This window comes from Pseudomonas sp. 43A, from assembly GCF_013363935.1.
Classification (GTDB): Bacteria; Pseudomonadota; Gammaproteobacteria; order Pseudomonadales; family Pseudomonadaceae; genus Aquipseudomonas; species Aquipseudomonas crudilactis.
This window is the reverse complement of record NZ_CP054880.1, coordinates 5,556,224-5,581,520: the sequence shown is the minus strand read 5'-3', so window position 1 is coordinate 5,581,520 and position 25,297 is coordinate 5,556,224. Positions and strand designations below refer to the sequence as shown.

Annotated in this window: 18 protein-coding genes and 1 riboswitch; of the genes, 6 read left to right on the top strand and 12 right to left on the bottom strand. The window is 59.2% G+C overall.

Translation table 11 applies throughout. The features are described from left to right. Nucleotides 1–152 precede the first annotated feature (152 nt). The 7 genes from atzF to HUW52_RS24390 all read right to left on the bottom strand — a co-directional run bounded on the left by atzF (nucleotide 153) and on the right by HUW52_RS24390 (nucleotide 9,968). A complete protein-coding gene (gene atzF / locus HUW52_RS24420) occupies nucleotides 153–1,925 on the bottom strand; it encodes an allophanate hydrolase (protein WP_175555113.1) in 1,773 nt (590 codons plus the stop codon). A 23-nt stretch (nucleotides 1,926–1,948) separates the two neighbouring features. Continuing rightward, complete coding sequence (gene uca, locus HUW52_RS24415) at nucleotides 1,949–5,596, bottom strand: urea carboxylase (protein ID WP_175555112.1); 3,648 nt, start codon at nucleotides 5,594–5,596, stop codon at nucleotides 1,949–1,951. A 281-nt stretch (nucleotides 5,597–5,877) separates the two neighbouring features. Further along, nucleotides 5,878–6,519: an urea amidolyase associated protein UAAP2 gene (locus HUW52_RS24410; protein WP_175555111.1), complete on the bottom strand. Its 642-nt coding sequence runs from the start codon at nucleotides 6,517–6,519 to the stop codon at nucleotides 5,878–5,880. Nucleotides 6,520–6,530: 11 nt separating this feature from the next. Then, nucleotides 6,531–7,256: an urea amidolyase associated protein UAAP1 gene (locus HUW52_RS24405; RefSeq protein ID WP_175555730.1), complete on the bottom strand. Its 726-nt coding sequence runs from the start codon at nucleotides 7,254–7,256 to the stop codon at nucleotides 6,531–6,533. A 25-nt stretch (nucleotides 7,257–7,281) separates the two neighbouring features. Continuing rightward, nucleotides 7,282–8,070 carry an ABC transporter ATP-binding protein gene (locus tag HUW52_RS24400; RefSeq protein WP_175555110.1) on the bottom strand — a complete coding sequence of 263 codons (789 nt, stop codon included), beginning with the start codon at nucleotides 8,068–8,070 and terminating at the stop codon, nucleotides 7,282–7,284. Beyond that, nucleotides 8,067–8,882 carry an ABC transporter permease gene (locus tag HUW52_RS24395; protein WP_077571513.1) on the bottom strand — a complete coding sequence of 272 codons (816 nt, stop codon included), beginning with the start codon at nucleotides 8,880–8,882 and terminating at the stop codon, nucleotides 8,067–8,069. The genes HUW52_RS24400 and HUW52_RS24395 overlap by 4 nt, the downstream gene beginning before the upstream one ends. Before the next feature lie 18 nt (nucleotides 8,883–8,900). Continuing rightward, entirely contained in the window at nucleotides 8,901–9,968 is a 1,068-nt protein-coding gene (locus tag HUW52_RS24390) for a putative urea ABC transporter substrate-binding protein (RefSeq protein WP_175555109.1), read from the bottom strand. Between the two features lie 63 nt (nucleotides 9,969–10,031). Continuing rightward, nucleotides 10,032–10,132: riboswitch (guanidine-I (ykkC/yxkD leader) on the bottom strand. A 283-nt stretch (nucleotides 10,133–10,415) separates the two neighbouring features. Between HUW52_RS24390 and HUW52_RS24385 the strand changes: the two genes are divergently transcribed. The 5 genes from HUW52_RS24385 (at nucleotide 10,416) to HUW52_RS30630 (ending at nucleotide 19,088) form a co-directional block, all read left to right on the top strand. Beyond that, nucleotides 10,416–10,679, top strand: a complete 264-nt coding sequence (locus HUW52_RS24385; protein ID WP_175555108.1) for a hypothetical protein — start codon at nucleotides 10,416–10,418, stop codon at nucleotides 10,677–10,679. A 180-nt stretch (nucleotides 10,680–10,859) separates the two neighbouring features. Continuing rightward, on the top strand, nucleotides 10,860–11,246 hold the full coding sequence (locus HUW52_RS24380) for a hypothetical protein (protein ID WP_016984717.1): 387 nt from the start codon (nucleotides 10,860–10,862) through the stop codon (nucleotides 11,244–11,246). A 195-nt stretch (nucleotides 11,247–11,441) separates the two neighbouring features. After that, on the top strand, nucleotides 11,442–12,686 hold the full coding sequence (locus HUW52_RS24375) for a glycosyltransferase family 4 protein (RefSeq protein WP_175555729.1): 1,245 nt from the start codon (nucleotides 11,442–11,444) through the stop codon (nucleotides 12,684–12,686). Nucleotide 12,687: 1 nt separating this feature from the next. After that, nucleotides 12,688–13,542: a hypothetical protein gene (locus HUW52_RS24370; protein ID WP_175555107.1), complete on the top strand. Its 855-nt coding sequence runs from the start codon at nucleotides 12,688–12,690 to the stop codon at nucleotides 13,540–13,542. A gap of 2 nt (nucleotides 13,543–13,544) precedes the next feature. Then, nucleotides 13,545–19,088 carry a calcium-binding protein gene (locus tag HUW52_RS30630; RefSeq protein WP_175555106.1) on the top strand — a complete coding sequence of 1,848 codons (5,544 nt, stop codon included), beginning with the start codon at nucleotides 13,545–13,547 and terminating at the stop codon, nucleotides 19,086–19,088. Between the two features lie 68 nt (nucleotides 19,089–19,156). Here HUW52_RS30630 and HUW52_RS24360 read toward each other — a convergent pair whose 3' ends face one another. After that, a complete protein-coding gene (locus HUW52_RS24360) occupies nucleotides 19,157–20,269 on the bottom strand; it encodes an enoyl-CoA hydratase/isomerase family protein (protein WP_175555105.1) in 1,113 nt (370 codons plus the stop codon). Between the two features lie 132 nt (nucleotides 20,270–20,401). Here HUW52_RS24360 and ung point away from each other — a divergent pair, with 132 nt between their 5' ends. Next, complete coding sequence (ung, locus tag HUW52_RS24355) at nucleotides 20,402–21,094, top strand: uracil-DNA glycosylase (RefSeq protein WP_026000577.1); 693 nt, start codon at nucleotides 20,402–20,404, stop codon at nucleotides 21,092–21,094. 119 nt (nucleotides 21,095–21,213) lie between these two features. On the opposite strand, the gene HUW52_RS24350 is transcribed toward ung, so the two are convergent. The 4 genes from HUW52_RS24350 to HUW52_RS24335 are packed head-to-tail and all read right to left on the bottom strand — an operon-like array spanning nucleotide 21,214 to nucleotide 25,249. Continuing rightward, nucleotides 21,214–22,248 carry an AbrB family transcriptional regulator gene (locus tag HUW52_RS24350; RefSeq protein WP_016984710.1) on the bottom strand — a complete coding sequence of 345 codons (1,035 nt, stop codon included), beginning with the start codon at nucleotides 22,246–22,248 and terminating at the stop codon, nucleotides 21,214–21,216. Beyond that, nucleotides 22,241–23,755: a tripartite tricarboxylate transporter permease gene (locus tag HUW52_RS24345; RefSeq protein ID WP_016984709.1), complete on the bottom strand. Its 1,515-nt coding sequence runs from the start codon at nucleotides 23,753–23,755 to the stop codon at nucleotides 22,241–22,243. The genes HUW52_RS24350 and HUW52_RS24345 overlap by 8 nt, the downstream gene beginning before the upstream one ends. 1 nt (nucleotide 23,756) lies before the next feature. Further along, complete coding sequence (locus HUW52_RS24340) at nucleotides 23,757–24,215, bottom strand: tripartite tricarboxylate transporter TctB family protein (RefSeq protein WP_016984708.1); 459 nt, start codon at nucleotides 24,213–24,215, stop codon at nucleotides 23,757–23,759. A 56-nt stretch (nucleotides 24,216–24,271) separates the two neighbouring features. Further along, on the bottom strand, nucleotides 24,272–25,249 hold the full coding sequence (locus HUW52_RS24335; protein ID WP_175555104.1) for a tripartite tricarboxylate transporter substrate binding protein: 978 nt from the start codon (nucleotides 25,247–25,249) through the stop codon (nucleotides 24,272–24,274). Nucleotides 25,250–25,297: the final 48 nt, after the last annotated feature.

Here is a 25,297-nt window from a genome sequence, read left to right as displayed (position 1 = left end):
CCAGCCCTCTCCCAGAGGGAGAGGGGGCTAGATAGTGGTGATTTCAAAACCCGAGTTCGACGGGTTATCACTGAATGGCAATACCCTCACAGACACCTCGGTCAGTTCCCTCTCCCTCCGGGAGAGGGCTAGGGTGAGGGCTGGTTTCTGGATCAGTTCCGAGTCTCCAGATACGCCCGCCAGCCCCCCAAATAGCTGATGTCCAGCGCACCCTCCAGTCCATACGGCTCACAAATAAACCCGCTCTCCCAACGACCATCCGCCAGTTGCACCTTGCCCAATCCCAGCGGTGCCGGAATCCCGGTCAGGAACGAGCCCAACTCACTGCTCGGTAATTCCCACACTTCCACCGCAATCGCCACACCGCCATCCTTGACCCGCACCATGCCCGGCCGCAGCGGCGGGCCGCCGGCCAACGCATACAGTTGATAATCCGCTGAGCTCAACGTCGTCTCCAGCAAGCGCCCACCCCGTTGCGTCAGTTGCCAGTTCAACGCCAACCCTTGCAGATGCGCGCCACACACCACGATGCGTGCACGATCATGGCGCGCAACGTTTACAGGTGTGGGCAGTGTCGGATCCTGCTGACGCTGCAGCGCATCCGCCACGCTCAGCAGATATTGATCGGTGAAGACCCGACCAAACAACGTCACACCCCACGGCAAACCGTTGGCCATGAACGCGCTCGGCACGGCGACGGCGGCGTAGTCGAGCAGGTTCATGAAGTTGGTGTAGTAACCCAGTTCGGAGTTGCGCAGCACCGGCTCTGCATGCAGTTCGGCGAGTGTCACCGGTCTCCCGATGGTGGGCGTGAGCACGCAGTCGAGACCTTCGAGTGCCTGATCGCACAGCGCTTTCAAAGCTTGCAGCCGATACTGCGCGCGGAAGGTCTGCACGCCCGTCACCGCCGGCGCTTTGGCCAGCACAGCGCGGATCACCGGTAAAACGGCCTCGGGATTTTTCTCCATCAACTCGCCCGCCACGCTATAGCGCTCGGCAACCCACGGCCCCTCGTAAAGCAAACGCGCGGCTTCAAGGAATGGCGACAGGTCCAGCTCGACCGCTTCGCCACCCAAGGCCTTGAGCCGGTCGATGGCATCGCCGAGCAACAGCGGCCCTTCGACGCAACCAAAAAACTCAAGATCCTGCGCGCGTGGCACGCCGAAGCGAAACGCCCGTGGCGTACCAAACGCCGAGCCGTCATTCCACGATGGATTGCGACGGCTGTACTCATCGCGCGGATCGAGTTTTGCCGTCAGCGCAAGCAATTGACTGGCCTCACGCGCCGTCGCGGTGAACGTGGTCACGCAATCCAGCGTGCGGCAAGCGGGCAGTACACCGGCGGTGGAGATCAGGCCTTTGCTCGCTTTCAATCCAACCAGATTGTTCAGCGCCGCCGGTACCCGGCCGGAGCCTGCGGTGTCGGTGCCCAGGGCAAAACTTGCCACGCCCAGCGCCACCGCCAGCGACGAACCGGCGCTGGAACCGCCGGACGGATATTCCGTCAGCACGCTGTTCGGGCACGCGCCATACGGCGAGCGGCTGCCGTTGAGTCCCGTGGCGAACTGATCAAGATTGGTCTTGCCCAGCGGTATCGCCCCCAAGGCGATGAACTGCTCGACGATGGTCGCCGAGCGCTCCGGCACATAAGCAAAATCCGGGCAGGCAGCGGTGGTCGCAATACCGGCCAGATCAATGTTGTCCTTGATCGCAAACGGCACGCCGTACAACGGCAGACTGTCGAGGTCGCGACCGTCTAGAGCGGCGAGATACGGCTCCAGTTCGTCGGCGCTGAGCAGGTGGATGAACAGGTGATAATCCGGGTTCAGCGCGGCGGCTTTCTCGCGCAGTTTCAGCAGCAGCTGACGTGGAGTGGTGTCGCCATTGCGATAGGCCTGGCGCAGAACATCGAGTTGCAGATTCATGAGTTGATCCTTTCCAAATGGTTTTAATCGAGTGCCAACACCACGACCCGTTGTCCGGCGCGTACCGCCGAACCGGGTTGCACGCGAATCTCGCGCACCACCCCGGCCATCGGCGCGAGTACCGGGATTTCCATCTTCATCGACTCGAGAATCACCAGCACATCGCCTGCTTCAACGCGGCTGCCGGCCTCGACCTGCACCTGCCAGAGATTGCCGGCGATGTGGCTGTCGATGCTGTGTTCACCGTCGGCCAGTGGCGCGTCTTCGCTGGACTCCGGCACGGTTTCTTCGCTGTCGAAATGCGCCTGACCGCTGGCGATCCAGCGTTCGCGCTCGGCGTTGAACGCGCCCTGTTGCTGGGCGCGAAAGGCACTGATGCCCTCGGCTTCGCGATTGAGAAAAGCCTGATAGTCGGCAAGGTTGAGCTGGCTGTGTTCGATGTTCAGATCGAAGCGCCCCAGCGGAAAATCACGGCGGATACGCAGCAGCTCGTCGGCGCTGACCGGGTAGAAACGGATCTGATCGAAGAAGCGCAGCAGCCACGGTTTGCCATCGAACGCGGCGACTTCGCGATAGCGATTCCACATCTGCAAGGTGCGTCCGACGAACTGATAACCGCCCGGGCCCTCCATGCCGTACACGCACATGTAGGCGCCGCCGATGCCCACCGAGTTCTCGGCGGTCCAGGTGCGCGCCGGGTTGTATTTGGTCGTGACCAGACGATGGCGCGGATCCAGCGGCGTGGCCACCGGCGCACCGAGGTAAACGTCACCAAGGCCCATCACCAGATAGCTCGCATCGAACACCGTGCGCTGCACTTCGTCGAGATTGGGCAGGTCGTTGATGCGGCGGATGAACTCCAGATTGCTCGGGCACCACGGCGCGTCCTTGCGCACGGTGGTCATGTATTTTTCGATCGCCAACTGGCAGGCCGGGTCGTCCCACGACAGCGGCAAATGGACGATGCGAGACGGCACTTGCAGGTCATTGGCTGCGCACACCGCGTCCCATTCGCCAGCGATGATGCCGAGCAGATCGGCCAGCGGCAGTTGCTCCGGCTGGTAGTGGATCTGCAATGAGCGAATGCCGGGGGTGAGGTCGATCACACCGTGCAGGGATTTGCTTTCCAGCGCTTGCATCAGGGCGTGGGCGCGGAAGCGTAGAACGAGATCCAGTTCAGGCTCGCCGATTTCCAGCAGTAAATGAGTGTCGCCAGAAACCCGCCCGACCAGGCGCATATCACCCTGACCCAACTCCAGCACCACAGGCGACACCAGACCCTGTGGGAGCGAGCTTGCTCGCGAATGCGGTGTGTCAGACACATCAATGTTGACTGACACGGCCTCTTCGCGAGCAGGCTCGCTCCCACAGGGGAGATCCCATTTCAGGGCGAGATCGCGGGCGGTCTTTAGGTTGACGGGAATGAACTGGATTTTATCGCCAGCCTTGAGCTGCCCCAGTTGCCACAGATCCGCTTCGATCACCGTCACCGGACACACGAACCCGCCCAGGCTCGGGCCATCCGGGCCGAGGATCACCGGCATGTCGCCGGTGAAATCCACCGCGCCGATGGCATACGGATTGTCGTGAATATTCGACGGATGCAACCCGGCCTCACCACCGTCCGCGCGCACCCACTCCGGTTTCGGCCCGATCAGGCGAACACCGGTGCGGCTGGAGTTGAAATGCACTTCCCACTGGGTTTCAAAGAATGTGTTGATGTAGTTTTCGGTGAAGTATTCCGGCGCAGCATGTGGGCCGTAAATCACCCGAATCTGCCGCACCGCCGGCAACGCGGTGATGTGCTGTTCGGCCAGTTGCTGACCAGCACTGCGGTCCGTCAGCGCAGGGATATGCAACACATCACCGGCGCGCAATGCGCGACCACCATGGCCTCCGAACTGGCCAAGGGTGAACGTGCTTTTACTGCCCAGATAATCCGGCACCTGCAAGCCGCCGCGCAGGCACAGATAACTGCGTGCCCCGGCGCCGCTGATGCTGCCCAGGTGCAACGTCGCACCCGCCGGGATCAGCAGCGCGGTGTTCATCGGCACGCTTGTGCCTTCAAGCGTCAAGGCAATCGGCGCACCCGTCACCGCGGCCACTGCTGCGCAATTGAAGCGCAGCAACGGTCCGCTCATGGTGATTTCCAGCGCCGCCGCGCCGTCAGCATTGCCGAGCAGACGATTGCCCAAACGCAACGCGCGGCTGTCCATCGGCCCCGACGGCGGTACACCGACCGCCCAATAGCCGAGGCGACCAGGATAGTCCTGCACGCTGGTTTGCGTGCCGGCGCTGAGCACTTCGAAGGTGTTGGCGCGATACACCAGACCTTCCAGGCAACGGGTCCACGGCTCGCCGCTGGCGAACGGCGTGTCGAGCAAAATCTGCCGCAGGTAATCGCGGTTGGTTTCCACGCCGTACAACAGACTCTCGGCCAGCGCTTGATGCAACTCGGCACGCGCCTGTTCGCGGCTCGGCGCCCAAGTGATGACTTTGGCGATCATCGGATCGAAATACGGCGGGATCTCGCAGCCAGCCTCGACCCAGGTATCGATGCGCAGTTGAATGCCGTTGGCCGGGGGAAATTCCACCGCCGTCAGCAAGCCCGGGCTCGGCTGAAAATCACGCCCCGGATCCTCCGCATACAGCCGCGCCTGAATCGCATGGCCTTCAGGTTTCAGCTGGCGATACAACTCACTTAGCGGTGGCAATTCACCCGCCGCCAGCTCAACCATCCAGCGCACCAGATCGACGCCCCAGACTTGTTCAGTGACGCCATGCTCCACCTGTAACCGCGTGTTCACTTCGAGAAAATAAAAACGCTGCGCCTCGCTATCGAAGACGAATTCAACCGTGCCGGCGCTGCGGTAGCTCACCGCTTTCGCCAGTTTGATCGCCGCTGCGCACAGCGCATCGGCCATGCCATCCGGCAGGTTCGGCGCCGGGGTTTCTTCGAGGACTTTCTGATTGCGCCGCTGCACTGAGCAGTCACGCACGCCGAGGGCGATGACTTCACCGCGACCGTCGCCGAACACCTGCACCTCCAGATGCCGGGCGCGCTGGATGTACTTTTCGATGAACACCCCGGCGTCGCTGAAGTTGTTCTGGCCGAGACGTTTTACCGCTTCGAAGGATTCGCTCAATTCGCTGGCACTGCGGCACACGCGCATGCCGATGCCGCCACCGCCGGCGGTGCTTTTCAGCATCACCGGGTAGCCAACCTGTTCGCCGGCGATCAGCGCGGCGTCGAGGCTGTCGAGCAGTTCGGTGCCTTCGAGCATCGGCACGCCGTGCTGTTTGGCCAGGGCGCGGGCGGTGTGCTTGAGGCCGAACACGCGAAGTTGCTCCGGCGTTGGGCCAATGAAGGCGATATCCTGCGCTGCGCAGGCTTCGGCGAACGCGGCGTTTTCCGAGAGAAATCCATAGCCGGGATGGATCGCCGTGGCGCCGCTTTGTTTGGCAATGGCGAGGATCTTTTCGACGGCCAGATAAGTGCCGGCAGCTGCGCCTTCACCGAGGCTGTGGGCTTCGTCGGCGTGCAGGAGGTGCAGGCTGGCGGCGTCGGCTTCGGAATACACGGCCACACCTTTGACCTGGAGTGAGGCAAGGGTGCGCAGAATGCGGCAGGCGATCGCGCCACGGTTGGCGATGAGGACTTTTTCGAACATGGCATAACCCCTGAAGGGGAAGCGGGCCGTCCCGCCGTTTTTCGACAGACATCCGGGCCGTCCCGGATGAAAAAACACCGACTTCAAATCACTACAGATCCCCTGTGGGAGCGAGCTTGCTCGCGAATGCGATGTGTCAGTCAGCATTGATGTTTCTGATGCGACGGCTTCGCGAGCAAGCTCGCTCCCACATTTTGATCAGGGTTGTTTGGGGGATTTCAGGCACTGCCCGGAACGCGCCTGGCACAGGGCAAACAACCAACGGCGCAACCGGCTGATTTTCAGTTCCATACCAGCAGCTCCGCAGGTGTCGGGTTGTAGGCGTTGCATGGGTTGTTCAACTGCGGGCAATTGGAAATCAACACGATCACATCCATCTCGGCACGCAAATCGACGTACTTGCCCGGCGCCGAAATCCCGTCTTCGAACGTCAGTCCGCCATCCGCCGTGACCGGCACATTCATGAAGAAATTGATGTTCGGCCCGATGTCACCTTTGCCCAGTCGCCCATCATGGGCGCAGGCGCGCAGGTAGTTGTCGCGGCAACTGTGCATGTAGCGTTTTTCCAGGGCGTAGCGCACGGTGTTGCTCTCTTGCGCGCAGGCGCCGCCGAGGGTGTCGTGGCGCCCGCAGGTGTCGGCGACGATGGTCAGCATCGCGTGACCGAGGTTGGAATACAGCACGCTGCCGGTGCTCAGGTAGACGCTGTTCTGCCGACGCAAAGTGCGCTGCACGTCGTAGCGTTCCTTGGGATTGGCGAGGCTGTAGAACAAAGTGTCGATTGCCTGGTTACCTTCCAGATCGAGAATGCGCAGGGTCTGGCCGGCCTTGACCTCCATCAGCCACGGCTCACCGGCCGGGATCGTGGCGCGGTACACCGCTGCGTCGGGTTGGTTTTGCGAAGTGGCGATAGCAACTGACATGGCAGCGATCCTCAGGCGAACAAACGGTCGGTGTTGATAAAGCCGCGCTCATTTTCCGGGCGCGAGGTGCGGCAGTGTTCGGCGACGCTGGCGTCGGCATTCATCCAGCTCAGCTTCAGTGGTTTCGGTGCGTATTCCGGCGCCGGATCCATCGGGTGTTGCAGCGCGGTGAGCACCACCAGCGTGTCCATCGGCGCGTACAGTTCGATGTAGTCGCCGGCCTTGGAATTGCCCTCGACGAAGTGGAAGCGTCCAGCCTCATCGACATTCACCCGGCTGAACAGATTGAGGGTCATCAACAGATCGGAGAGGCCCAGCCCCCACTTGCCGAGTTCCACCAGCAGGTTGTCAGTGCCGTTGCGGAAGAAGCCGTTGCGCAGTTCCTGATAGCGGCCCTGGCCGTACTTTTCTGCGACCTCTTCGGCGCAGAGCACGCCGCCGAGGCTGTCGCTCCAGCCGCAGGTATCAGCAGTGATCGCGGCGAGTACGCGACCCATGTCCGAGTACAGGCAGTGGCCCGTGGTGAGCTTGGCGGTGTGTTGGCATTTGAGGCTGTCGGGCAGGTTCAGCCGTTCGGTTTTTTCATTGGCGTTGAGCAGGGTCAGGCTGACGTTGGCGCCGCCGCGCAGATCGGTCAGGCGCAGCAATTGGCCGCGCTTCAACACGAAGGAACGGTGGCCGCCGCCGGGGAGCATTTCTTCGGCGAAGGGTGGGAACAGTTGGGTCGAATCGGTCATCGGTTTATTCATTGAAGAAGTCCTCTCAAGCGGTGCGAAGGGCGCCTGCCAGTGGCAACGGCAGGGCGTCGACGGCGGCGCGTTGGGCGCGGCGGTCGCTGTTCAAAGGGATGTCGTAGGTGATGCGTGCGCCATAGGCGCCGGGGGCGTGCGGGTCGAGACGCACCTTGTCGAACACCAGCAGACGGGTGCCGAGGCTGAAGCCTTCGGACAGGTCATGAGTGACCATGAACACCGTCAGTTTGGTCTCGCGCCATAGCTCCAGCAGCAAGGCGTGCATGTCTTTGCGGATGCCCGGATCGAGCGCGCCAAACGGTTCGTCGAGCAGCAACACGCGCGGTTTCATGATCAGTGCCTGGGCAATCGCCAACCGTTGCTGCATACCGCCGGACAACTGCGCCGGGTACTTGTCCAGCGCATGACCGAGGCCGACCTTGTGCAGCAACGCCGCTGCCTGTTCGCGTGCCTCACGTTTGGCGCTGCCGAACAACCGCCCCAGCAACGGCGCACGCGGCAATTCAAGGCCGAGGGCGACGTTGTCCAAAACGCTCAAATGCGGGAATACCGAGTAGCGCTGGAACACCACGCCACGGCTGGCATCCGGCTCGCTGGCCAGCGCTTGACCGTCGAGCAGGATCTCGCCGCGACTCGCCGTTTCCTGGCCGAGCAGCAGGCGCAGGAAGGTCGATTTGCCGCAACCGGATGCGCCGACCAAGGTGCAAAACTCACCTTCGTTGACGTTCAGGTTCAAGCCTTCCAGCACGACCTGATCGGCGTATTGCTGCCAGACGTTTTTTACCGTGATGAAGCTCATTTGGCCGCCCCCTCATACCAAGGGAATGCCCGCCGCGTCAGATACTTCAGGCCCCAATCCATCAACCAGGCGAGGAGTGTGATCCACACCACGTACGGCAGAATCACGTCCATCGCCAGATAACGCCGAACCAGAAAAATCCGGTAGCCGAGGCCGTCGGTGGAGGCGATCGCTTCGGCGGCAATCAGGAACAACCACGCCGAACCCAGCATCAGCCGCAACGAGATCAACAAACGCGGCAGCAGTTGCGGCAGCACCACGCGCAGCATCAGCGTCCAGGTCGAGGCGCCGAGGGTCTGCGCCTTGATCAGCAGTTCGACGGGAATTTCCCGGGCACGCTGCTCCAGATCACGAGCAAGCGCCGGAGTGATGCCGATGACGATCAGCATGACTTTCGACAACTCGCCCAAACCGAAAACGATGAACAGAATCGGCAGAATCGCCAGCGGCGGCACCATCGACAACACCGTCAGCAAGGGCGACAACGGCGCGCCGAACAGCGGCAGTGTGCCGGCAGCGATGCCCAGGCACAGCCCGGCGAGTGCAGCGATGCCGAGACCAATGGCCAAGCGCCGCAGACTCGACGCGGTGTCCTGCCACAACAGGTAGTCACCGGTGCGGCTGTCGGCATTGAAGGCCAGGCGTTTGACCGCATCAGTCATCTGCACGGCGCTGGGCAGCAGTTTGTCGTTGGGGTTGTCCGCCAGGCGCTCGGCCGAGCCCATGAAGTAGGCAAACAGCAACAGGGCGAATGGCAGGATCACCAACAACAGGCGACTCGGGCGATCCGGGTGGCGATTGATCAGGCGCATGGCCAAATCCTCCGTGGCTTACAGCTTGGCGTCGGCGGCCATCTGCACGTAGGTCGGATCGAAACGCAGCTTGAGGTTGCCGGTGTCGCCACTGGTCACGCCGTTGGCGAAAGCCATGCCGACCGCGCTGGTGTCTTTCGCGCCTTCGCCGAGCAAGCCGTGCTGGAAGGAAAACTCGGCGACCTTGCGCATGGTTTCCGGCAGCTGTTTGCTGGTGGCGAAGTTCAGCGCTTCGCTGGGGGTGGCGAACAATTTGGTGGTGTCGAGTTGCGCCTGGAATCCCGCCAGATCGGTGCCCGAGGCCTTGGCCATGTGCTCCAGCGCAGTCTTGCTCGCGGCGTTCTTGGCGTTCATCAGCTCGACCACTTCGAACCACGCGCCGGTCAACGCTTTGCCCAGCGCCGGGTTGTCTTTGAGGGTGGCGCTGTTGACCACCATCATGTCCATGATCTCGCCGGGAATCTGACTGGAATTGAACACTTCGGTCACCCCCGGTTTGGCCTTGATGTCCGAGAGCATCGGGTTCCAGGTCGTGACGGCGTTGACCTGTTCAGTGTTGAATGCGGCGGAGATGTCGGCGTCGGAAGTGTTGACCACTTTCAGGTCTTTTTCGGTCAGATCGACCGAGTCCAGCGCGCGAGCCAGCAGGTAGTGCGAGACCGACAGTTCGACCAGATTGACGTCCATGCCCTTGAGATCGGCGACTTTCTTGCCGTCGCCCTTGAGGACGATGCCGTCGTTGCCGTTGGAGAAGTCGCTGACGATCAGTGCAGTACTGTCGACGCCGCCCGCCGCTGGAATGGTCAGTGCGTCCATGTTGGTCATGGTGCAGCCGTCGAACTGGCCGGCGGTGTACTGGTTGATCGATTCGACGTAATCGTTGAGCTGTACGACGTCGATCTTGATGCCGTACTTCTTCGCCCATTTGTCGACAATGCCCTGGCTGCCAGCGTATTCCCATGGCATCCAGCCAGCGTAAATCGTCCAGCACACGCTGAAGTGATCTTTCTGGGCGGCGGGGGCTTGGCTGCTGATGAGCGCGGCGAAGGCGGCGGCGAGCAGGGCGGGCAAACGTAGTCGGGTCATGGTGGATTCTCCAGTTGATCAAGGGCGGACAGGAAGGCAACGCGGCACCGCGAACGGTGGCTTGTCTCCCGGGCTTTTGTCCCGCCGTGTAACCTCAACTGGAGGTCGCCAACTCTCGGACCAGCCACTCGCGCTTGCGAGCCGGAACCCTAGTCAGCCATTGCAAATTGTGGTGCCGCGAACCTGTGATGACTCCTGCACGGGTTTGCTAAAGCGAGACGCGTGCCAAGTCGCGTCAGGCGCTCTGGCACGGGCGCGCGGGTTGCCTAGGGTTGGCGGCGAGGGCGCTGAGGCGCTTTGTGTTGGTGCGCGGCTGCACCGTGATGCAGCGCGTTTGCCGCTGATCCGATGGTTTTGGCGTGTTGGCACTCGGCATGGCTTCGTCAGTCAAAACAGATGTCAGCCGGTCTGTGCCGACTGCTGTCGCGGGTCTTTCAGGAGGCCGCCATGCTTATTCAAAAAACGTTGCGTCGGGTGCTGCTGGGAGCGGTGCTCGGTTTAGGCTTGTCTGGTTGTTATTACTACGCCGGTCCCTACGATGGGTATCCGTCTACTTACTACTCTCCCGGCTATTACTCGCCTTATTACTACGGTGGTTATTACGCTCCGCGCTACTACGGCGGCGCGCGTTATTACTACGGTGGCTACGGTTATCGCGGCGGTTACGGACGGGGTTATCACGGCGGCGGATATCACGGTGGCCACCATTGATCAGCGGCTGAATGACAGCGTTTTCCAAATGAACAGGATTTCATCAATCACTTGTTTCAACTTGTTGCAGGAACGCACCAGATGCCGAAAACGCTGTCTGATTTTTCGACAGTCACCGATTAAATGACAGTCGCCTGCCAGCGTCGCTGGTGCGGCCAACCCGCGGTCCAGGAGGCCGCCATGTATAGACGAATTCTTCTACTTGCTGCGTTGATGTTTTCCGTTGCCGGTTGCGTCCCGTACTCCTACGCGGACTCGTATTACAGCTCAGAGGTCTACACATCACCTGCCCCGGCCTACTACAACACGGGTGGCACGTATTACGCGCAACCACGCTACTACCAGCCAGCACCGCGTTACTACCAGCAACCGCGCTATTACCAATCGGCGCCGCGTTACTACCAGCCGGCTCCACGTTATTACGAAAGCCGTCGCTGGCACGACAACGATCGCGGGCGTTGGGATGGCCATCGTCGCGGCGGTTGGGATAACGATCACCGCGGTCGCGGCAATTATGACCGACACAGTGGACGTGGCGACCACAACGGACGTGGCAACCGCTGGTAGATCCACGCAAATGAAAGCGGCGCAATTAGCGCCGCTTTTTTATGCCCGTCGAAAAATCGTCCCATTAGCCATCTCCTAGGGCATTCCCAGACGCTTCCTACAGTTTCATTTTCTTGCATTTGTTAGCGTCTGTTCGTGCCGATCAAGGTGAGCAAAACTCAGTTCAACAGCGGCGAACAAAAGGACGATGCCGCTATGAAGCTTCTTGTTATTCACCAAAACTTTCCGGGCCAGTTCCGTCATGTGGTGCTGGCGGCGATTGACAGGCGTTATGAGGTTTTGGCGATAGGTCGGGATACGGCGCCGGGTATCGCAGGGGTGAAAATATATCGATACCGCGCTGCCAGCCGAGCACCGGGCGGTATTCACCCCTACCTGACCCGTTACGAACAAGCGGTGACTGATGGACAGAAGGTTTTTGAAATTCTGAGCCGGCTGAAACATTCGGGTTATCGGCCGGACGTGATTCTCGCTCATCCCGGATGGGGGGAAACGCTCTTCGTCAAGGATGTCTATCCTGACGCGCCGCTTATTCACTATTGCGAATATTACTATCGGGCGCAGGGCGCAGATTCCGGGTTCGACCCTGAATTCCCGCGCGCCACAAGAGAGTCATCAAGGCTGCGAGTGCTCAATTCGCTGCATCTTTTGAATCTCGAGCAATGTGACATTGCCATTGCGCCCACGCGGTGGCAGCGCAGTCTGTTTCCGGCCGCTTATCAGTCGGCCATTCGGGTTATTCACGAGGGTGTCATTCAAGGTTCTTGCTTGGCGAAAGTTGGGGGCGTCAGGTTGCCCAATGGCGTCGAACTGAGAGCCGGGCAGCCGATCGTTACTTATGTCGCGAGGAATCTTGAGCCTTATCGCGGGTTTCACAGTTTTATGCGAGCGATCCCACATATTCAGGCTGAGTGTCCCGATGCGCAGATAATCATAGTGGGCGGTGATGACGTCAGTTATGGGGGTAAGCCGGTTGGCTATGCAAATTGGCGCAGCAGGATGGAGGCAGAGGTAAGTTTCGATCATTCCACCGTTCATTTCACAGGGAAGCTTCCTTACCGGACTTACCGGGCAGTTCTGGAATGTTCGAAGGTTCATGTTTATTTGACGTATCCGTTTGTTTTGTCGTGGTCGTTACTGGAGGCGATGGCGTCTGGGTGTGTGGTAGTAGCGTCGGATACGGCTCCGGTAAGGGAGGTGATCGTTGATGGTCACAATGGGTTGCTGGTGGACTTCTTCGATCATCACACTATTGCCAAACGTATTGCCAGGGTTCTTGATTCCGTTGATGAGTACGACAGCCTTCGCCGCGCCGCGAAGTTGACGGCGAGCAGATTTGATGTGGAGTACGGCACGAAACAATACTTTGAGGTATTTGAAAGCGCGATGTTCGGGCATCTTAAGAAACAGCCTGCTCGTCAGTTTGACAGGGAGATTTGAAATGCTCCGGATGTCGCGCAAGCAATGGGTTAAATGTTTTAAGAAGTTTTTGAAGTACGGTTTGTTTGTTTATGTCTGTTACTGCGTGGTGGATTTTTATATCCGTGAAGAACAAGTCGCTGAGGCGATGGCAATTTATTATGTGGATCAGGAGGCCTGTCAAAAGAAGCTGGCGAGCATGAAGCAGGTGCCCATACTGGGCGGCAGCTATGTGGATAAGACTCTGGTGCCGGAGTTTTATGTGGGCATGCCTGAATTGTCGAATAAGAAATCGTGCCTTGCCAATACGCTCAAGGGGCATTTCTGGTGGACCGGGACGGGTCTCCGCCGGTACCAGGATCAGAGCCTGAAGTCGATTCCTGAAAGTTGGCGTCTTTATAAATTGACCGCCGGGCTTTATACAAGAAAAGAAACTACCGAACCCCATGAGCGGGGCTATCGGCACGTCAACTGGCCGGATGAGTTGATTGTGAAGTTGAAAAATTATCCGGGGTTAGAGATTTGGCTGGATGCTCCGCCGCCGCATTTCAAGAATGTGGATTCCGTCAGAACGTTTGTCATTACTGGCTGGCCGCGGCGTGATGGCACCCCTCGGTTGATAGCCTGTGACGGTTTGATTCGCCCGGCTTCCGAGGAACAACTGACTGACGAGAAATTGGCAAGACTCAGCAGAGCAGAATTGGAAAATCTGGATTTCGGCAAGTTGAACTTTTTCTGCACTGTCAAGCTGGATAGCTTTGACTTTGCTGGGGGGCACGGCAGCGTAGACCTCGGTCTATCGTCATTGCGCGAAGCACCTGAGATGCTCAAGTTTCTCAGTGATTATCTTTCACGCTCAGTTATTACAAGGAAGTAACGATGAGTTATGTTTTTAGCGATATGGAAAAAACAGCGATCTTTAACGCAGCCAATATTTGCAAAGGTATGAGGCTTCTCTCAAAAAAAATTGAGTACGAGGCACTGGGAATGGCGGGGGCTAGCTGCGCTCCCCTGTATCAAAAACTATTCGATATTATTGGCGGAAGAGTTTCCGACGTTACCGCTGTCGATAAAGAGGCTGGAAAAATTCTGAAAAGCGCCAGGCTCTGGCTTGCCGTGGCCATTGATGCCAACGGTGGAAACGGTGCCTACTCCGCCCTGATTCGCGGTTATACCTCGCGGCAAGGTGAACTGAGATTGAATAAAATTTTCAGTGAAGACCTGATGCAGCTGTCATCGAATCAGGTCGCCGCTAACTTCATCAATACCTTGATCGACGGATCCCTAGCGGGTCGACTGGCACCCTGGACGGTTCCGTCCATCAGCCAGATTGCAGAGATTGATGCCAGTGCGATCGGCAAGGCACTGTTCAGTGAGGCCTGCGGAGAGAAGGATACAGCCGTGAGCCATAACGCCGGCTGGTCCGGGACCGTCGGATTCAGCCTGTTGGGTGGAGCCCCGCCCTATGAAACCTGGAGATTGATCTCCGCTGGTGATTCGCAAGGGGAAGATGGCGGCCCACCGACTCAAGCAAAAGCCAACAGGCTCGATGACTATAAAAACATTCTGTTCGCCATCGATTCATACAGTGTCGGCCTGCGGGCGGCGATCAGCAATTTCGGCGTCAACCCATTGCAAAGTCTGCTTTCGGTGGTGCCGGAGCAAATCAATATCGCGCTCGCCAGTGGCAGCCTCAATCCGCTGATTCAGCATGTGGTGAAAGGCACGCCGGTTTCCGTCGTGGTCGACCTGATATTGCGCTATGGCCAGAACGAATTCCTCGACATGTTCAAGCGCACCTACGACGGCGATTCAGCAGCGTCACCTACCACCGATGAAACCTTCGCCACCAACGCCTACGCATTCTTCTCGGCATTTTCACCAGAGCAGTCCCAAAGCATCGTCACCCGTTCGATAGGCGAATACGGTAACGCGAATTCATGGGCAAAACTGGCTGGCGAGTCGACCCCCATCGGCATGTCGTTGCGCAATTCCCTGAAGCAACTAAGCGAAATCGTCATTGAACGCGATGACGGTTATCCCGGACGCGGACTGGAACTCTACGATCCGCTGACCGGCGAAGGTTTCATCACCGCGCAATGGCTCGCCGATCGTGCGCAGATGTTGGCCCGGTTGATTGCCCGAACCCAGGGCTCGTTTGCAGAACAATCGCTGCAGAAGTTTTCCTACTCCGATCTTGCTTCAGCCAAACAGGTGCCGATGACGACCGGTGTGTTGAACCCGCTGGTCATGTTCGGTGATGACGGCGCGCGCTCTTTCGCGGGCGGTGCGAACACTGATCATCTGCATGGTGGCGCGGGCAATGACACGATCAACGGACTGGCAGGTCACGATGTCATCGAGGGTGGACGCGGCAACGACTTGCTTGCCGGAGGCGACGGCAATGATGCGCTGTACGGCATGGCCGGCGATGATGTTCTGGTCGGCGGCAAGGGTAACGACTCTTTGATCGGTGGCGAAGGCAGCGACCGCTATGAGTTTTCCAGCGGTGATGGCATCGATGAGATCTTCGATGCCAACGCAAACGGACAGCTGTGGATCAACGGCGCGCCGATTCCTTCACTCAAACGCCGCGCCCCTTTGAGCGATATCTGGTCTACCGAGGATCAGGCCATCACCCTGACCCTCATCGAAGAACTCACTCAACCCACGCTCAACATCAAATATGGTCTGAACGATCTGGTCGTTATCAAGAACTTCCGCCCGGGGATGCTGGGTATCCGACTTCCTGAATACCAAGGTCATACGGTCTCTGCTCTCGATCTGGTTCTCCAGGGCGACTGGAAAGCGAAAGATATCGACCCCAATGTTCCCGGGGATCAGTTCTCATACGATGAGTTGGGCAACGCCTTGCTATTGGCCAACGTAAAACAGAGAAACAAGGCTGATGTGCTTTACGGCTCAGCCAAGGACGACATCATTCTCGGACTTGGCGGTTCTGATCGATTATTCGGCAAGGCTGGAAACGATCAGTTATTTGGAGATAAACAGACGACGCTCGAAAAGGCCATGGCTGCTGGCGACTCTAAAGGGAAAGCAACTCGCGGCGATTGGCTTGATGGAGGTGCTGGTCACGATCTGCTCATCGGTACGGCATCCCAGGACGTGCTTCTGGGCGGTAACGATCGGGATACGCTGATTGGAGGTTCGGGAGATGACGTTTTATCAGGGGATGAGACGACCGGCGCGCTGGAGCAGAACTGGGGATTCAAACGCGTCGACGTGCTTATAGACGGTGGTGTCACCAGTCACCGAACTGTCTTTTCAAAGGCCTCCTTCACCAGTTCGACGCAGGGCGATAACGATGTTCTCTACGGCCAGGGCGGTCGCGATGTTCTCAATGGTGGGTGGGGTGAGGATCTGCTTGATGGCGGAACTGAAGATGATCTTCTTTGGGGGGAAGAGGGGAATGACACGCTGGCCGGAGGAAGCGGTAACGACACAATGATGGGAGATAACCTCGACTGGGGCGGTGGCCTGCAAAGCAAACACCATGGCAACGATGTATTGGACGGTGGCAGTGGCGATGATTGGCTCGCTGGTAACGGTGGAGCCGATGCGATTTATGGTGGCTCTGGCAATGACACTCTCCACGGGGATGACGTTGTACTGAACGGCGTTGCCGGTGACGCCGCCCACTTTTTTGGAAATGACCTGCTGGACGGTGGTGCGGGAGACGACACACTCTGGGGCGGTGGGGCGGATGATCTGCTGTTCGGAGGTGAAGGTAACGACGCGCTGGCCGGGGATTATGCTGAGCATCCGGTTCGTTATCACGGTAATGATTTACTTGATGGTGGAGCGGGCGATGACACACTTCAGGGAATGGGTGGCTCCGATACCCTGATCGGTGGGGCAGGAGCTGACGCGATGGATGGCGATGTGTCCAACCTGCAGTCAGGTGGAATCAACAATGATTACCTTCAAGGCGATGAAGGGAACGATACCCTTTTGGGCGGCTTGGGCGCCGACACACTTTATGGCGGCGCTGATGATGACATTTTATCCGGGGACTACGAGCAGACAGCCGAGGCCGAACACGGCGCAGATTATCTGGACGGTGGTTCAGGCAACGATACCTTGCTCGGCGGTGGTGGCGACGACACGTTATTGGGCGGGGAGGGTGTAGACCACCTTCGTGGCGATTCAGGCAATAACGTTTTTGATGGTGGTGCCGGTAACGACGTGCTGGAAGGCCATGGCGGTGCAGATGTCTACTATTTCGGCGCGGGTGATGGTCTTGACGTCATCACCGATTCAGGTGGCAGCAATGTCATCAAGTTCGGCGCCGGGTTTTCTGCGGAAAGTCTGAAGGCCGACATCATTGATGTTTCTGTAGGCCGGGTATTGCGGCTGTTCAATGGTGAAGGGGACGCCATCCTTATCAGGAATCATGAAGAGTGGAAGAATTCAACGTTCAGCTTCAGCGATGGCGTTGTACTTGGTTATGAGGATGTCCAGCGCAAAACATTGCCGCCGATAAAGGTGCCCGAGTCACCTGTACCGGAAGTTGTAACTGCCTCAGGAATCCAGCAAAGCAAAGTTGAAGATCCGGTTCAGCCAGACGATGTAACCACCGCGGCGCAACGTCCTGTGGCATCTGATCACCCCGTTGACTGGACTGAAAAATTCCTCGCGCAAATCAAATCCAGGCGCTACGCCCGCAAACATGCCACAGGTTTCACCTTGAGTGATCAAGGCGTCTGGGTTCGCAGTCATATCACGACTAGCGACACCGGTTACATCAATCACACCGAGCTGAGCGATGACAGCGTCAAAGCGGGAACACTGTCTGAAACGCCGCCATGGATGAAGGTTGATGCAGGGCATGCCGTGGTCAGTGACAGGCAGTCGAAAACCACAACCCGTGTCGAACATAAACAGGTGAAAGCCGATGGGGCGATAGCCTCTTCTAGGCAGGCGCCTCGCTATTATCGATCCGGCTCGGCCACCGGCTTTTCATTCAATACGGGAGATGTATTGGTTGAAGACCGTAAGGAATCCGGCGCGCTTGAGGGCTGGTACATCTATCCGGCAGCAAGCTTCGGTTCGGGGGAAACGGTGCCCAAGGCATTTCGCTGGGATGTCACAACTGAAACGATCAAACGCAAAATCGTCTCTGGCGACGATGTCGGCGGGCGAGTCAACGTTGAAGTGGAAAACGTTTTCCACGGCGGCGCGGGAGACGATCTGATTGTCGCTTATGCAGGCTCCCCACTTGACTACGGCACTGTCGGCGACAGAACACCGGGCGCGTTTTTATCCGCAGGTGCAGGTGACGATACCTTGCTGGGCTCCGAGGGCGCCGACTATCTGGTCAGCGGGGCAGGGGATGATTGGCTTTATGGTGAAGACGGTGCCGACACCTACATCGTGCAAGCGCACGCCGGAGCAACTAGCACGATTGCGGATGTGCCGAACCCTGTTTTCCACCGAGCAGAAGTTGGCGCAGCGGGGTGGAAAGACGAGTACGGGTTGATCGATCAGGACACGGTCGTCCTTCCAGCAGACGCGCAGCGCGATGCACTGCAATTGAGCTGGGGTGCTGCGCTGATAGAAACCACACATGTCGAGCTGGAACCCAACCCAGGTCGCGGGGCACACCGCAATCCGCCAAGAGCGAAAATGCTCCATCCGACACTCGATATCAATTGGGGTGGGATACAGAAAGTTCGTATCGTCTTGCCCCTCAACGGTGACCTTGAGGGGGCCGGGATTGAGCTCTTGAATTTCGCCGATGGGGCGGTCGTGAGTTTGAAACAACTCTTGGAGTCAAGTCAGCTGGGCCCTGCGCCCGAGACTTTTCATACGGGTGTAACCGTTAACAATTCAACGCGTTTTACGTCTCTGCGAGACGGACGGGCGCTGCCGTTAGTCGGCGGTCGGGGCAACGACACGATAAGCGGCGCGGGGGAAATCCGAGGCATGGAAGGGGATGACGTGCTCACGGGCAGCCCCGGTGATGATCTGCTGTTGGGTGGGCCGGGCAATGACACGCTAACCGGCGGCGCCGGAAATGATATCTACCGATACGATGGCCTCGGCAGGGACGTGATCATCAATCGCGGAGAGGGCTTTGACGGGATCGACTTTTCCGAACGCAGGCTGACGATCGACAACTTGAAGTTTCACCGTGAGCGCGATGATCTGGTGATCGTGGTGGATTACGGCATGGCACCGAAAATCCGGGTTTCCAATCATTTTTCCGCAGGCGAAAGCGCTATCGGCTTCATAAGAGTCAGCGAAGGAACAGCGACTCAAGACTACAGCGCGATGCAGATTGCTGAACGTCTGCATCCTCTTCCGCCATTGAGGGATGTCGAAGACATTTTGATAAAGGGCGACGAAGAAGCGCAGCGGGCGTTGACGGAGATCATTCAGTTTTACGAGCTGAATGTCTGAGTCGTATGGCGACCGATTGAGCCAGCTCGCGATGGGAATCCAGTCGTCATCGCGAGCATCGCGTCAGTTCAATACTGCGTCAGATCCGCCAACGGATGCCGCCCCTCCCAGACCTTGTGAAAGTGCGCCTCGACTACCGCATCCGGCACGTTATTGATATCCGGCCAATGCCAGTGCGGCTTCTGATCCTTGTCGATCAACCGTGCACGAACCCCTTCGCTGAACTCCGGATGCCGGCAGCAATTGAGACTCAGGGTGTATTCCATCTGAAAAACTTCCGCCAGCGACATGTGCCGGGCGCGGATGATCTGTTCCCAGACCAGATGCGCGGTCAGCGGTGAGCCTTCGCTCATGGTTTTCGCCGCGCGGGCGATCAAGGAGTCGCTGCTGTCGCGTTGCAGGCTGATGGCTTTCCACGCACAGGTGACGTCACTGACATCCAGTAATTCATCAATTTGCTGACGACGCGGCAGCCACTGCGCTTCGGGCATCTGCGCCACGGCTTCCTGTTGCAACGCCTTGAGCAGGCTGTTGAGTTGCACGTCGGTCTGTTCCTGCCAATTGAGCTGCAACAGGCCTTCGATCAGGTCCGGCTGCTGTTCGTCGAGCAGGAAGCGGTCGGCCAGATCCAGATCGATCGCATCACGACCGTTCATGTGCGCACCGGTCAATCCGAGGAACAAGCCGAGTTTGCCCGGCAGCCGCGCAAGAAACCAGCTGGCGCCGACATCCGGATACAAACCAATGCTGATTTCCGGCATCGCCAGACGGCTGCTCGGCGTGACAATCCGCGTACTGGCGCCTTGCAGCAGGCCCATACCGCCACCGAGCACGTAACCATGGCCCCAGCAGATCAACGGTTTCGGATAGGTGTGCAGGCTGTAATCCAGGCGATATTCCGCGCTGAAAAACTGCGCGGCCAGTGGCGGAACTTCACCAGGATGGGCGCGACAGGCCTCAACCAGACTGCGCACCTCGCCGCCGGCGCAGAAGGCCTTGGCACCGTTGCCGCGCAGCAACACACAGACGATTTGTGGATCCTTGGCCCAGGCGTTCAGTTTGTCGCTGAGGGCGTTGATCATCGGCAGGGACAGCGCGTTCAGCGTTTTTTCAGCATCCAGGCTGGCGATACCGATGCGGGCGCCGTCGGTGCCGGTGAGTTCTTCGAAGTGCAGATTCATCGTGACCTCGATCGGGAATTTGAACGATCAGTATGATCGTTGTGTGGGAAAGTGCCGGATCTGTGTCAGAGCAATTGACAAGCGTGGTCGGCTTTCCTAGGGTTCGCCCCATTGTTTTTGCCGGGTATGACCATGACTGCTGACGACCGTATCAAACTCGAACCGAGCTGGAAGGAGGCACTGCGTGCTGAGTTCGACCAACCTTACATGGCAGAGTTGCGCCAGTTTCTGCAGCAGGAGCGGGCGGCCGGCAAGGAAATCTATCCGCCGGGGCCGATGATTTTCAACGCACTGAATTCGACGCCGCTGGATAAAGTGAAAGTGGTGATCCTCGGCCAGGACCCGTATCACGGCCCGGGTCAGGCCCACGGTTTGTGCTTTTCGGTGCAGCCGGGCGTGCCGGCGCCGCCGTCGCTGGTCAACATCTATAAAGAGTTGAAGCGCGACCTCAACATCGACATTCCCAATCACGGTTACCTGCAGAGCTGGGCCGATCAGGGCGTGTTGATGATCAACACCACCATGACCGTCGAGCGCGCCAACGCCAATGCGCATAAAGACAAGGGCTGGCAGTTTTTCACCGACCGGATCATTGAACTGGTCAGCGAGCGCCAGCCGCATCTGGTGTTCATGCTTTGGGGCGCCCATGCGCAGAGCAAGCAGAAGCTGATCGATGCGACCAAGCATCTGGTGCTGACGTCGGTGCATCCGTCACCATTGTCGGCATATCGCGGGTTCTTGGGTTGTGGACACTTCAGCCGGACCAACAAGTTTCTCGAGCAGAATGGCGAGACGCCGATCGAGTGGCGTTTGCCGTCGATTTGATCGGTTGGCTGAGCGGGCCCCTTCGCGAGCAAGCTCGCTCCCACATTGGTTTTGCGGCGTTCACATGACCAATGTGGGAGCGAGCTTGCTCGCGAAGAAGGCAACTCGGTCTTGCAGACTTACTCGGGATTACGATTCCAGTACTTGAACAACGGCTCCGCCAGAAACAGCACAAACAGCAACCGCATCACCTGCATCGCCGTCACCAACGGCACCGACAATTGCAGCGTCTCCGCCGTCAGACTCATCTCGGCAATCCCGCCGGGCATCATGCCCAGCGTCAGCGAACGCAGATCCAGATGGGTCAAAGCACTCAACCCCAACGCCGCCAGTGTCGCAATCAACATGGTCAACGCCGTGCCGATCAATGTCCGCCCCATGAATGAAGGCGCACGGCGGAAAAACTGCCGATTGAAGTGACAACCCAGACCGCTGCCAATCAACCACTGACCAATCTGACTGCCGCCATTGGGCAAACCAATGTGTAAATCCCAGCCAATGCTCACCGCCGCACTCACCAGCAACGGTCCGAACAGCCACGGATTGGGTTGGCGCAAACGCTGCCAGAGCCAGGCGAGCAGACCGCCCGCCGGAAACAGAATCGCCAGCCAGTACCAATCGACGCTGCCAGCGTGAGAAATCGGGTTGCCATCGCCGAGCAGGTACTTGAACGCCGCCGGCACACACAGCACCACCACCAGCACCCGCAAACTTTGCCCCGCCGCGACGTGGCTGAGCATCGCGCCGTTACGGGCGCCGAGGTTGACCATCTCCCCGGAACCGCCGGGCATGCTGGAAAAAAATGCTGTGGCGCGATCCTCGCCGGTGCGGCGCATCAGCCAGACGCCGACCACCGCCGACAAACTGGTGACCAGCGCACCGAAGAAGATCAATCCGAAATGACTGAGCACCTGCTCCATCACCACCGGGGTGAAGTGCAGGCCAATCCCGATGCCGACGATCCACTGACCGCACTTGCGGCCGCCAGGGATTTCCGTCAGTTGCCACGGGGTCAGGCAGCGCACGAGGATGATCGCCAGCAACGAGCCGACCATCCACGGCAGTGGCCAGCCGATCTGGCTGGCGAGGTAACCGCCAAGCAGACCGACCAGCGGGGTTCCCCACCAGGATTTCAGTGAAGCGCGATCAAACATCGGCAATGGCGCGACGCGCGACCGAACGTTTGCGCCAGATGCGGATGATCGGCATCAGCAGCATGATCGCCGTCAGCACCCAGACACCGAGGGTGATCGGGCTCGACCAGAGGATTTCCAGCGCACCGTTGGAGATCGACAGGGCGCGACGCAGGTTCTGCTCCATCAACTCACCGAGGATGAAGCCCAACAGCAGTGGCGACAGCGGGAAGTCCAGCTTGCGCAGGATGTAACCGAAGATGCCGATACCGATCATCAGGAACAGGTCGAACGTAGTGGCGTGCACCGCGTAGACGCCGATCCCGGTGATGATCGCGATCACTGGCACCAGTGCCCAGTTCGGCACGGCAAGGATGCGGGTGAAGATGCGGATCATCGGGATGTTGAGGATCACCAGCATGATGTTGGCGATGAACAACGAGGCGATCAGGCCCCAGACGATGTCCGGTTGCTGCTGGAACAGCAGCGGACCCGGGGTGATGTTGTACAGCGACAGGGCGCCGATCATCACCGCCGTGGTGCCCGAGCCGGGTACGCCGAGGGTCAGCATCGGCACCAGCGCACCGCAGGCTGCGCCGCCGATCGCGGTTTCCGGCGCGGCGAGGCCACGGGGGTCACCTTCACCGAACTTGCCGCTGGCGCCGGCCAGACGTTTTTCGGTCATATAGGCCACGGCACTGGCGAGGGTCGCGCCGGCACCCGGCAACACGCCCATGATGAAACCCAGCACGCCGCAACGGACGTTGACCACGAATACCGAGGCCGCTTCCTTGAAGTTGAACATCATCCGGCCGGTGGCTTTCACCGCTTCCTGGCCATGGTGGGTTTTTTCCAGCAGCAGGAGAATTTCGCTGATCGAGAACAGACCCAGCACCAACACGACGAACTGAATGCCGTCGGTCAGGTGAATGTTGTCGCCGGTGAAGCGGTACACACCGCTGTTGGCATCGATGCCGACCGTTGACAGGAACAGACCGATCAACGCGGCAATGAATGTTTTCAGCGGACGGTCACCGGCCATGCCGCCGAGACAGACGATCGCAAACACCATCAGCACAAAATATTCCGCGGGGCCAAAAGCAATCGCCCATTTCGCCAGCAACGGTGCGAAGAGGACCATGCCGCAGGTGGCAATGAACGCGCCTATGAACGAACTCCACGCCGACAGCGACAGCGCCACACCGGCAAGGCCTTTGCGGGCCATCGGGTAACCGTCGAGGGTGGTCATCACGGTGGAGGCTTCGCCTGGAATGTTCAGCAGGATCGAACTGATCCGGCCGCCGTATTCGCAGCCCAGATACACCGCTGCCAGCAGGATCAACGCCGACTCCGGTGGCAGGCCGAGGGCAAATGCGATCGGGATCAGCAATGCTACGCCGTTGATCGGGCCCAGGCCCGGCAACAGGCCGACGACGGTGCCGATCAGTGTGCCGCACAGCGCGGTCACCAGGTTGTACGGGCTCAGCGCGACGCCGAAACCCTGACCCAAATAGCCAAGAGTATCCATATCAGTTCTCCAGAACGCTGAGCAGGCCGAGAGGCAGCGGAACGTCCATTACACGGTCGAACAGCAGGTAAAGACCGATCGCCATCAGGCTGATGATCACCACACTCGGTAGCCAGCGGCCGCCGTACAGGCGAGCCATCGGAACGCCGGTGATGATGCTGGCGATGATGAAACCCAGGGGTTCGAACGTGCCGGCGAATACCAGCAGCAGGACGACGCAAGCGGCGATCTTGATCAGGGTTTCGCGATCCAGTGGCGGCTCGTCATCGCTGTGTTTGATCGGTGCCGGGCGGAACACCATGTACAGCAGCGCCGCGCCCATCAGGCCGAGCATCAGCAGAGGGAAGGCGCGCGGGCCCACCGGTTCGTAGGAAAAAGCCGCTTGGTACGGCCACGCCATCAGTGCCAGGCCGGCACAGACCAGCAACAGCACTGAGGCGAAAATGCGTTGAATAAGCATGGGAGCTCCTGTGCCGCGTCCCCGTCATCGGGAACGCAGCCGCTAGACAGAGGCGATCACTGGATCAGGCCGAACTCTTTGGCCAGCACTTTGTAGTCCGCCACCTGCTTCTTCACGTAGGTGTCCAGTTCCGGGCCGGTCATGGCGAACGGGAACAGTTCACGCTGATCGCGCAGCTTGGCGAAATCCTCGGAGGCCAGCAGTTTGTCGAACGCGTCTTTCCACCAGGCGTAGTCTTCATCGCTGACTTTTGGCCCGAGGTAGAAGCCGCGTACCACTGGCCAGACAATGTCATAGCCTTGCTCGCGAGCGGTCGGGATGTCTTTCATCTCCGGCTCGTCGAGACGTTTGTCGGCGAACACCGCGAGCAGGCGCATGTCACCGCTCTGGATGTGCGGCATGGAGTCGGAGATGTCGGTGCTGCCGACCTGGATGTGCCCGCCGAGCAGGGCCGTGGCGATTTCGCCGCCACCTTCGAGCGCCACGTAACGCAGGTCACGCGGGTTGATCCCGGCAGCTTTGGCGATCAGTGCAGTTTGCATCCAGTCCTGGCTGCCGACGGTGCCGCCGGAACCGATCACCACCGAGCTAGGATCTTTCTTCAGTGCCTGAACGAGATCGTCGAGGGTCTTGTAGGGCGAATCGCTTTTCACCGCGATGGCGCCGTAGCTGGTGCCGACCGCTGCCAGCCAGCGCACGTTGGTTTCATCAAAACGACCGAACTTGCCCTGGGCCAGGTTCAACAGCGAACCACTCGACCACGCCACCAGTGTGCCGGCATCGGCCGGACGTTGCGCGACCACGGCGTTGTAGGCCACCGCGCCGACACCACCGGGCATGTAAGTCACGCGCATCGGTTTGCTCAGCAGTTTCTGGTTGACCAGTGCGCTCTGCACCAGTTTGCAGGTCAGGTCGAAACCACCGCCGGGCGAGGCCGGGGCGATACATTCCGGACGTTTCGGTTCGGCCATCAGTTGGCCGGCAAACAGGATGCAACTGGCGGCCAGTGCAACTTTACGCAGTGACAGGTTCATTCGATTCTCCACGGGCATTGTTGTTATTCGACGTGTTTTTCTTCAGCA

Coding starts and splice junctions, on each gene's coding strand:
- HUW52_RS24350 (WP_016984710.1), bottom strand. CDS start 22,248: ATGTTTGATCGCGCTTCACTGAAATCCTGGTGGGGAACCCCGCTGGTC.
- HUW52_RS24400 (WP_175555110.1), bottom strand. CDS start 8,070: ATGAGCTTCATCACGGTAAAAAACGTCTGGCAGCAATACGCCGATCAG.
- HUW52_RS24370 (WP_175555107.1), top strand. CDS start 12,688: ATGCTCCGGATGTCGCGCAAGCAATGGGTTAAATGTTTTAAGAAGTTT.
- HUW52_RS24405 (WP_175555730.1), bottom strand. CDS start 7,256: ATGACCGATTCGACCCAACTGTTCCCACCCTTCGCCGAAGAAATGCTC.
- atzF (WP_175555113.1), bottom strand. CDS start 1,925: ATGAATCTGCAACTCGATGTTCTGCGCCAGGCCTATCGCAATGGCGAC.
- HUW52_RS24360 (WP_175555105.1), bottom strand. CDS start 20,269: ATGAATCTGCACTTCGAAGAACTCACCGGCACCGACGGCGCCCGCATC.
- HUW52_RS30630 (WP_175555106.1), top strand. CDS start 13,545: ATGAGTTATGTTTTTAGCGATATGGAAAAAACAGCGATCTTTAACGCA.
- ung (WP_026000577.1), top strand. CDS start 20,402: ATGACTGCTGACGACCGTATCAAACTCGAACCGAGCTGGAAGGAGGCA.
- uca (WP_175555112.1), bottom strand. CDS start 5,596: ATGTTCGAAAAAGTCCTCATCGCCAACCGTGGCGCGATCGCCTGCCGC.
- HUW52_RS24335 (WP_175555104.1), bottom strand. CDS start 25,249: ATGAACCTGTCACTGCGTAAAGTTGCACTGGCCGCCAGTTGCATCCTG.
- HUW52_RS24385 (WP_175555108.1), top strand. CDS start 10,416: ATGCTTATTCAAAAAACGTTGCGTCGGGTGCTGCTGGGAGCGGTGCTC.
- HUW52_RS24410 (WP_175555111.1), bottom strand. CDS start 6,519: ATGTCAGTTGCTATCGCCACTTCGCAAAACCAACCCGACGCAGCGGTG.
- HUW52_RS24390 (WP_175555109.1), bottom strand. CDS start 9,968: ATGACCCGACTACGTTTGCCCGCCCTGCTCGCCGCCGCCTTCGCCGCG.
- HUW52_RS24380 (WP_016984717.1), top strand. CDS start 10,860: ATGTATAGACGAATTCTTCTACTTGCTGCGTTGATGTTTTCCGTTGCC.
- HUW52_RS24345 (WP_016984709.1), bottom strand. CDS start 23,755: ATGGATACTCTTGGCTATTTGGGTCAGGGTTTCGGCGTCGCGCTGAGC.
- HUW52_RS24340 (WP_016984708.1), bottom strand. CDS start 24,215: ATGCTTATTCAACGCATTTTCGCCTCAGTGCTGTTGCTGGTCTGTGCC.
- HUW52_RS24395 (WP_077571513.1), bottom strand. CDS start 8,882: ATGCGCCTGATCAATCGCCACCCGGATCGCCCGAGTCGCCTGTTGTTG.
- HUW52_RS24375 (WP_175555729.1), top strand. CDS start 11,442: ATGAAGCTTCTTGTTATTCACCAAAACTTTCCGGGCCAGTTCCGTCAT.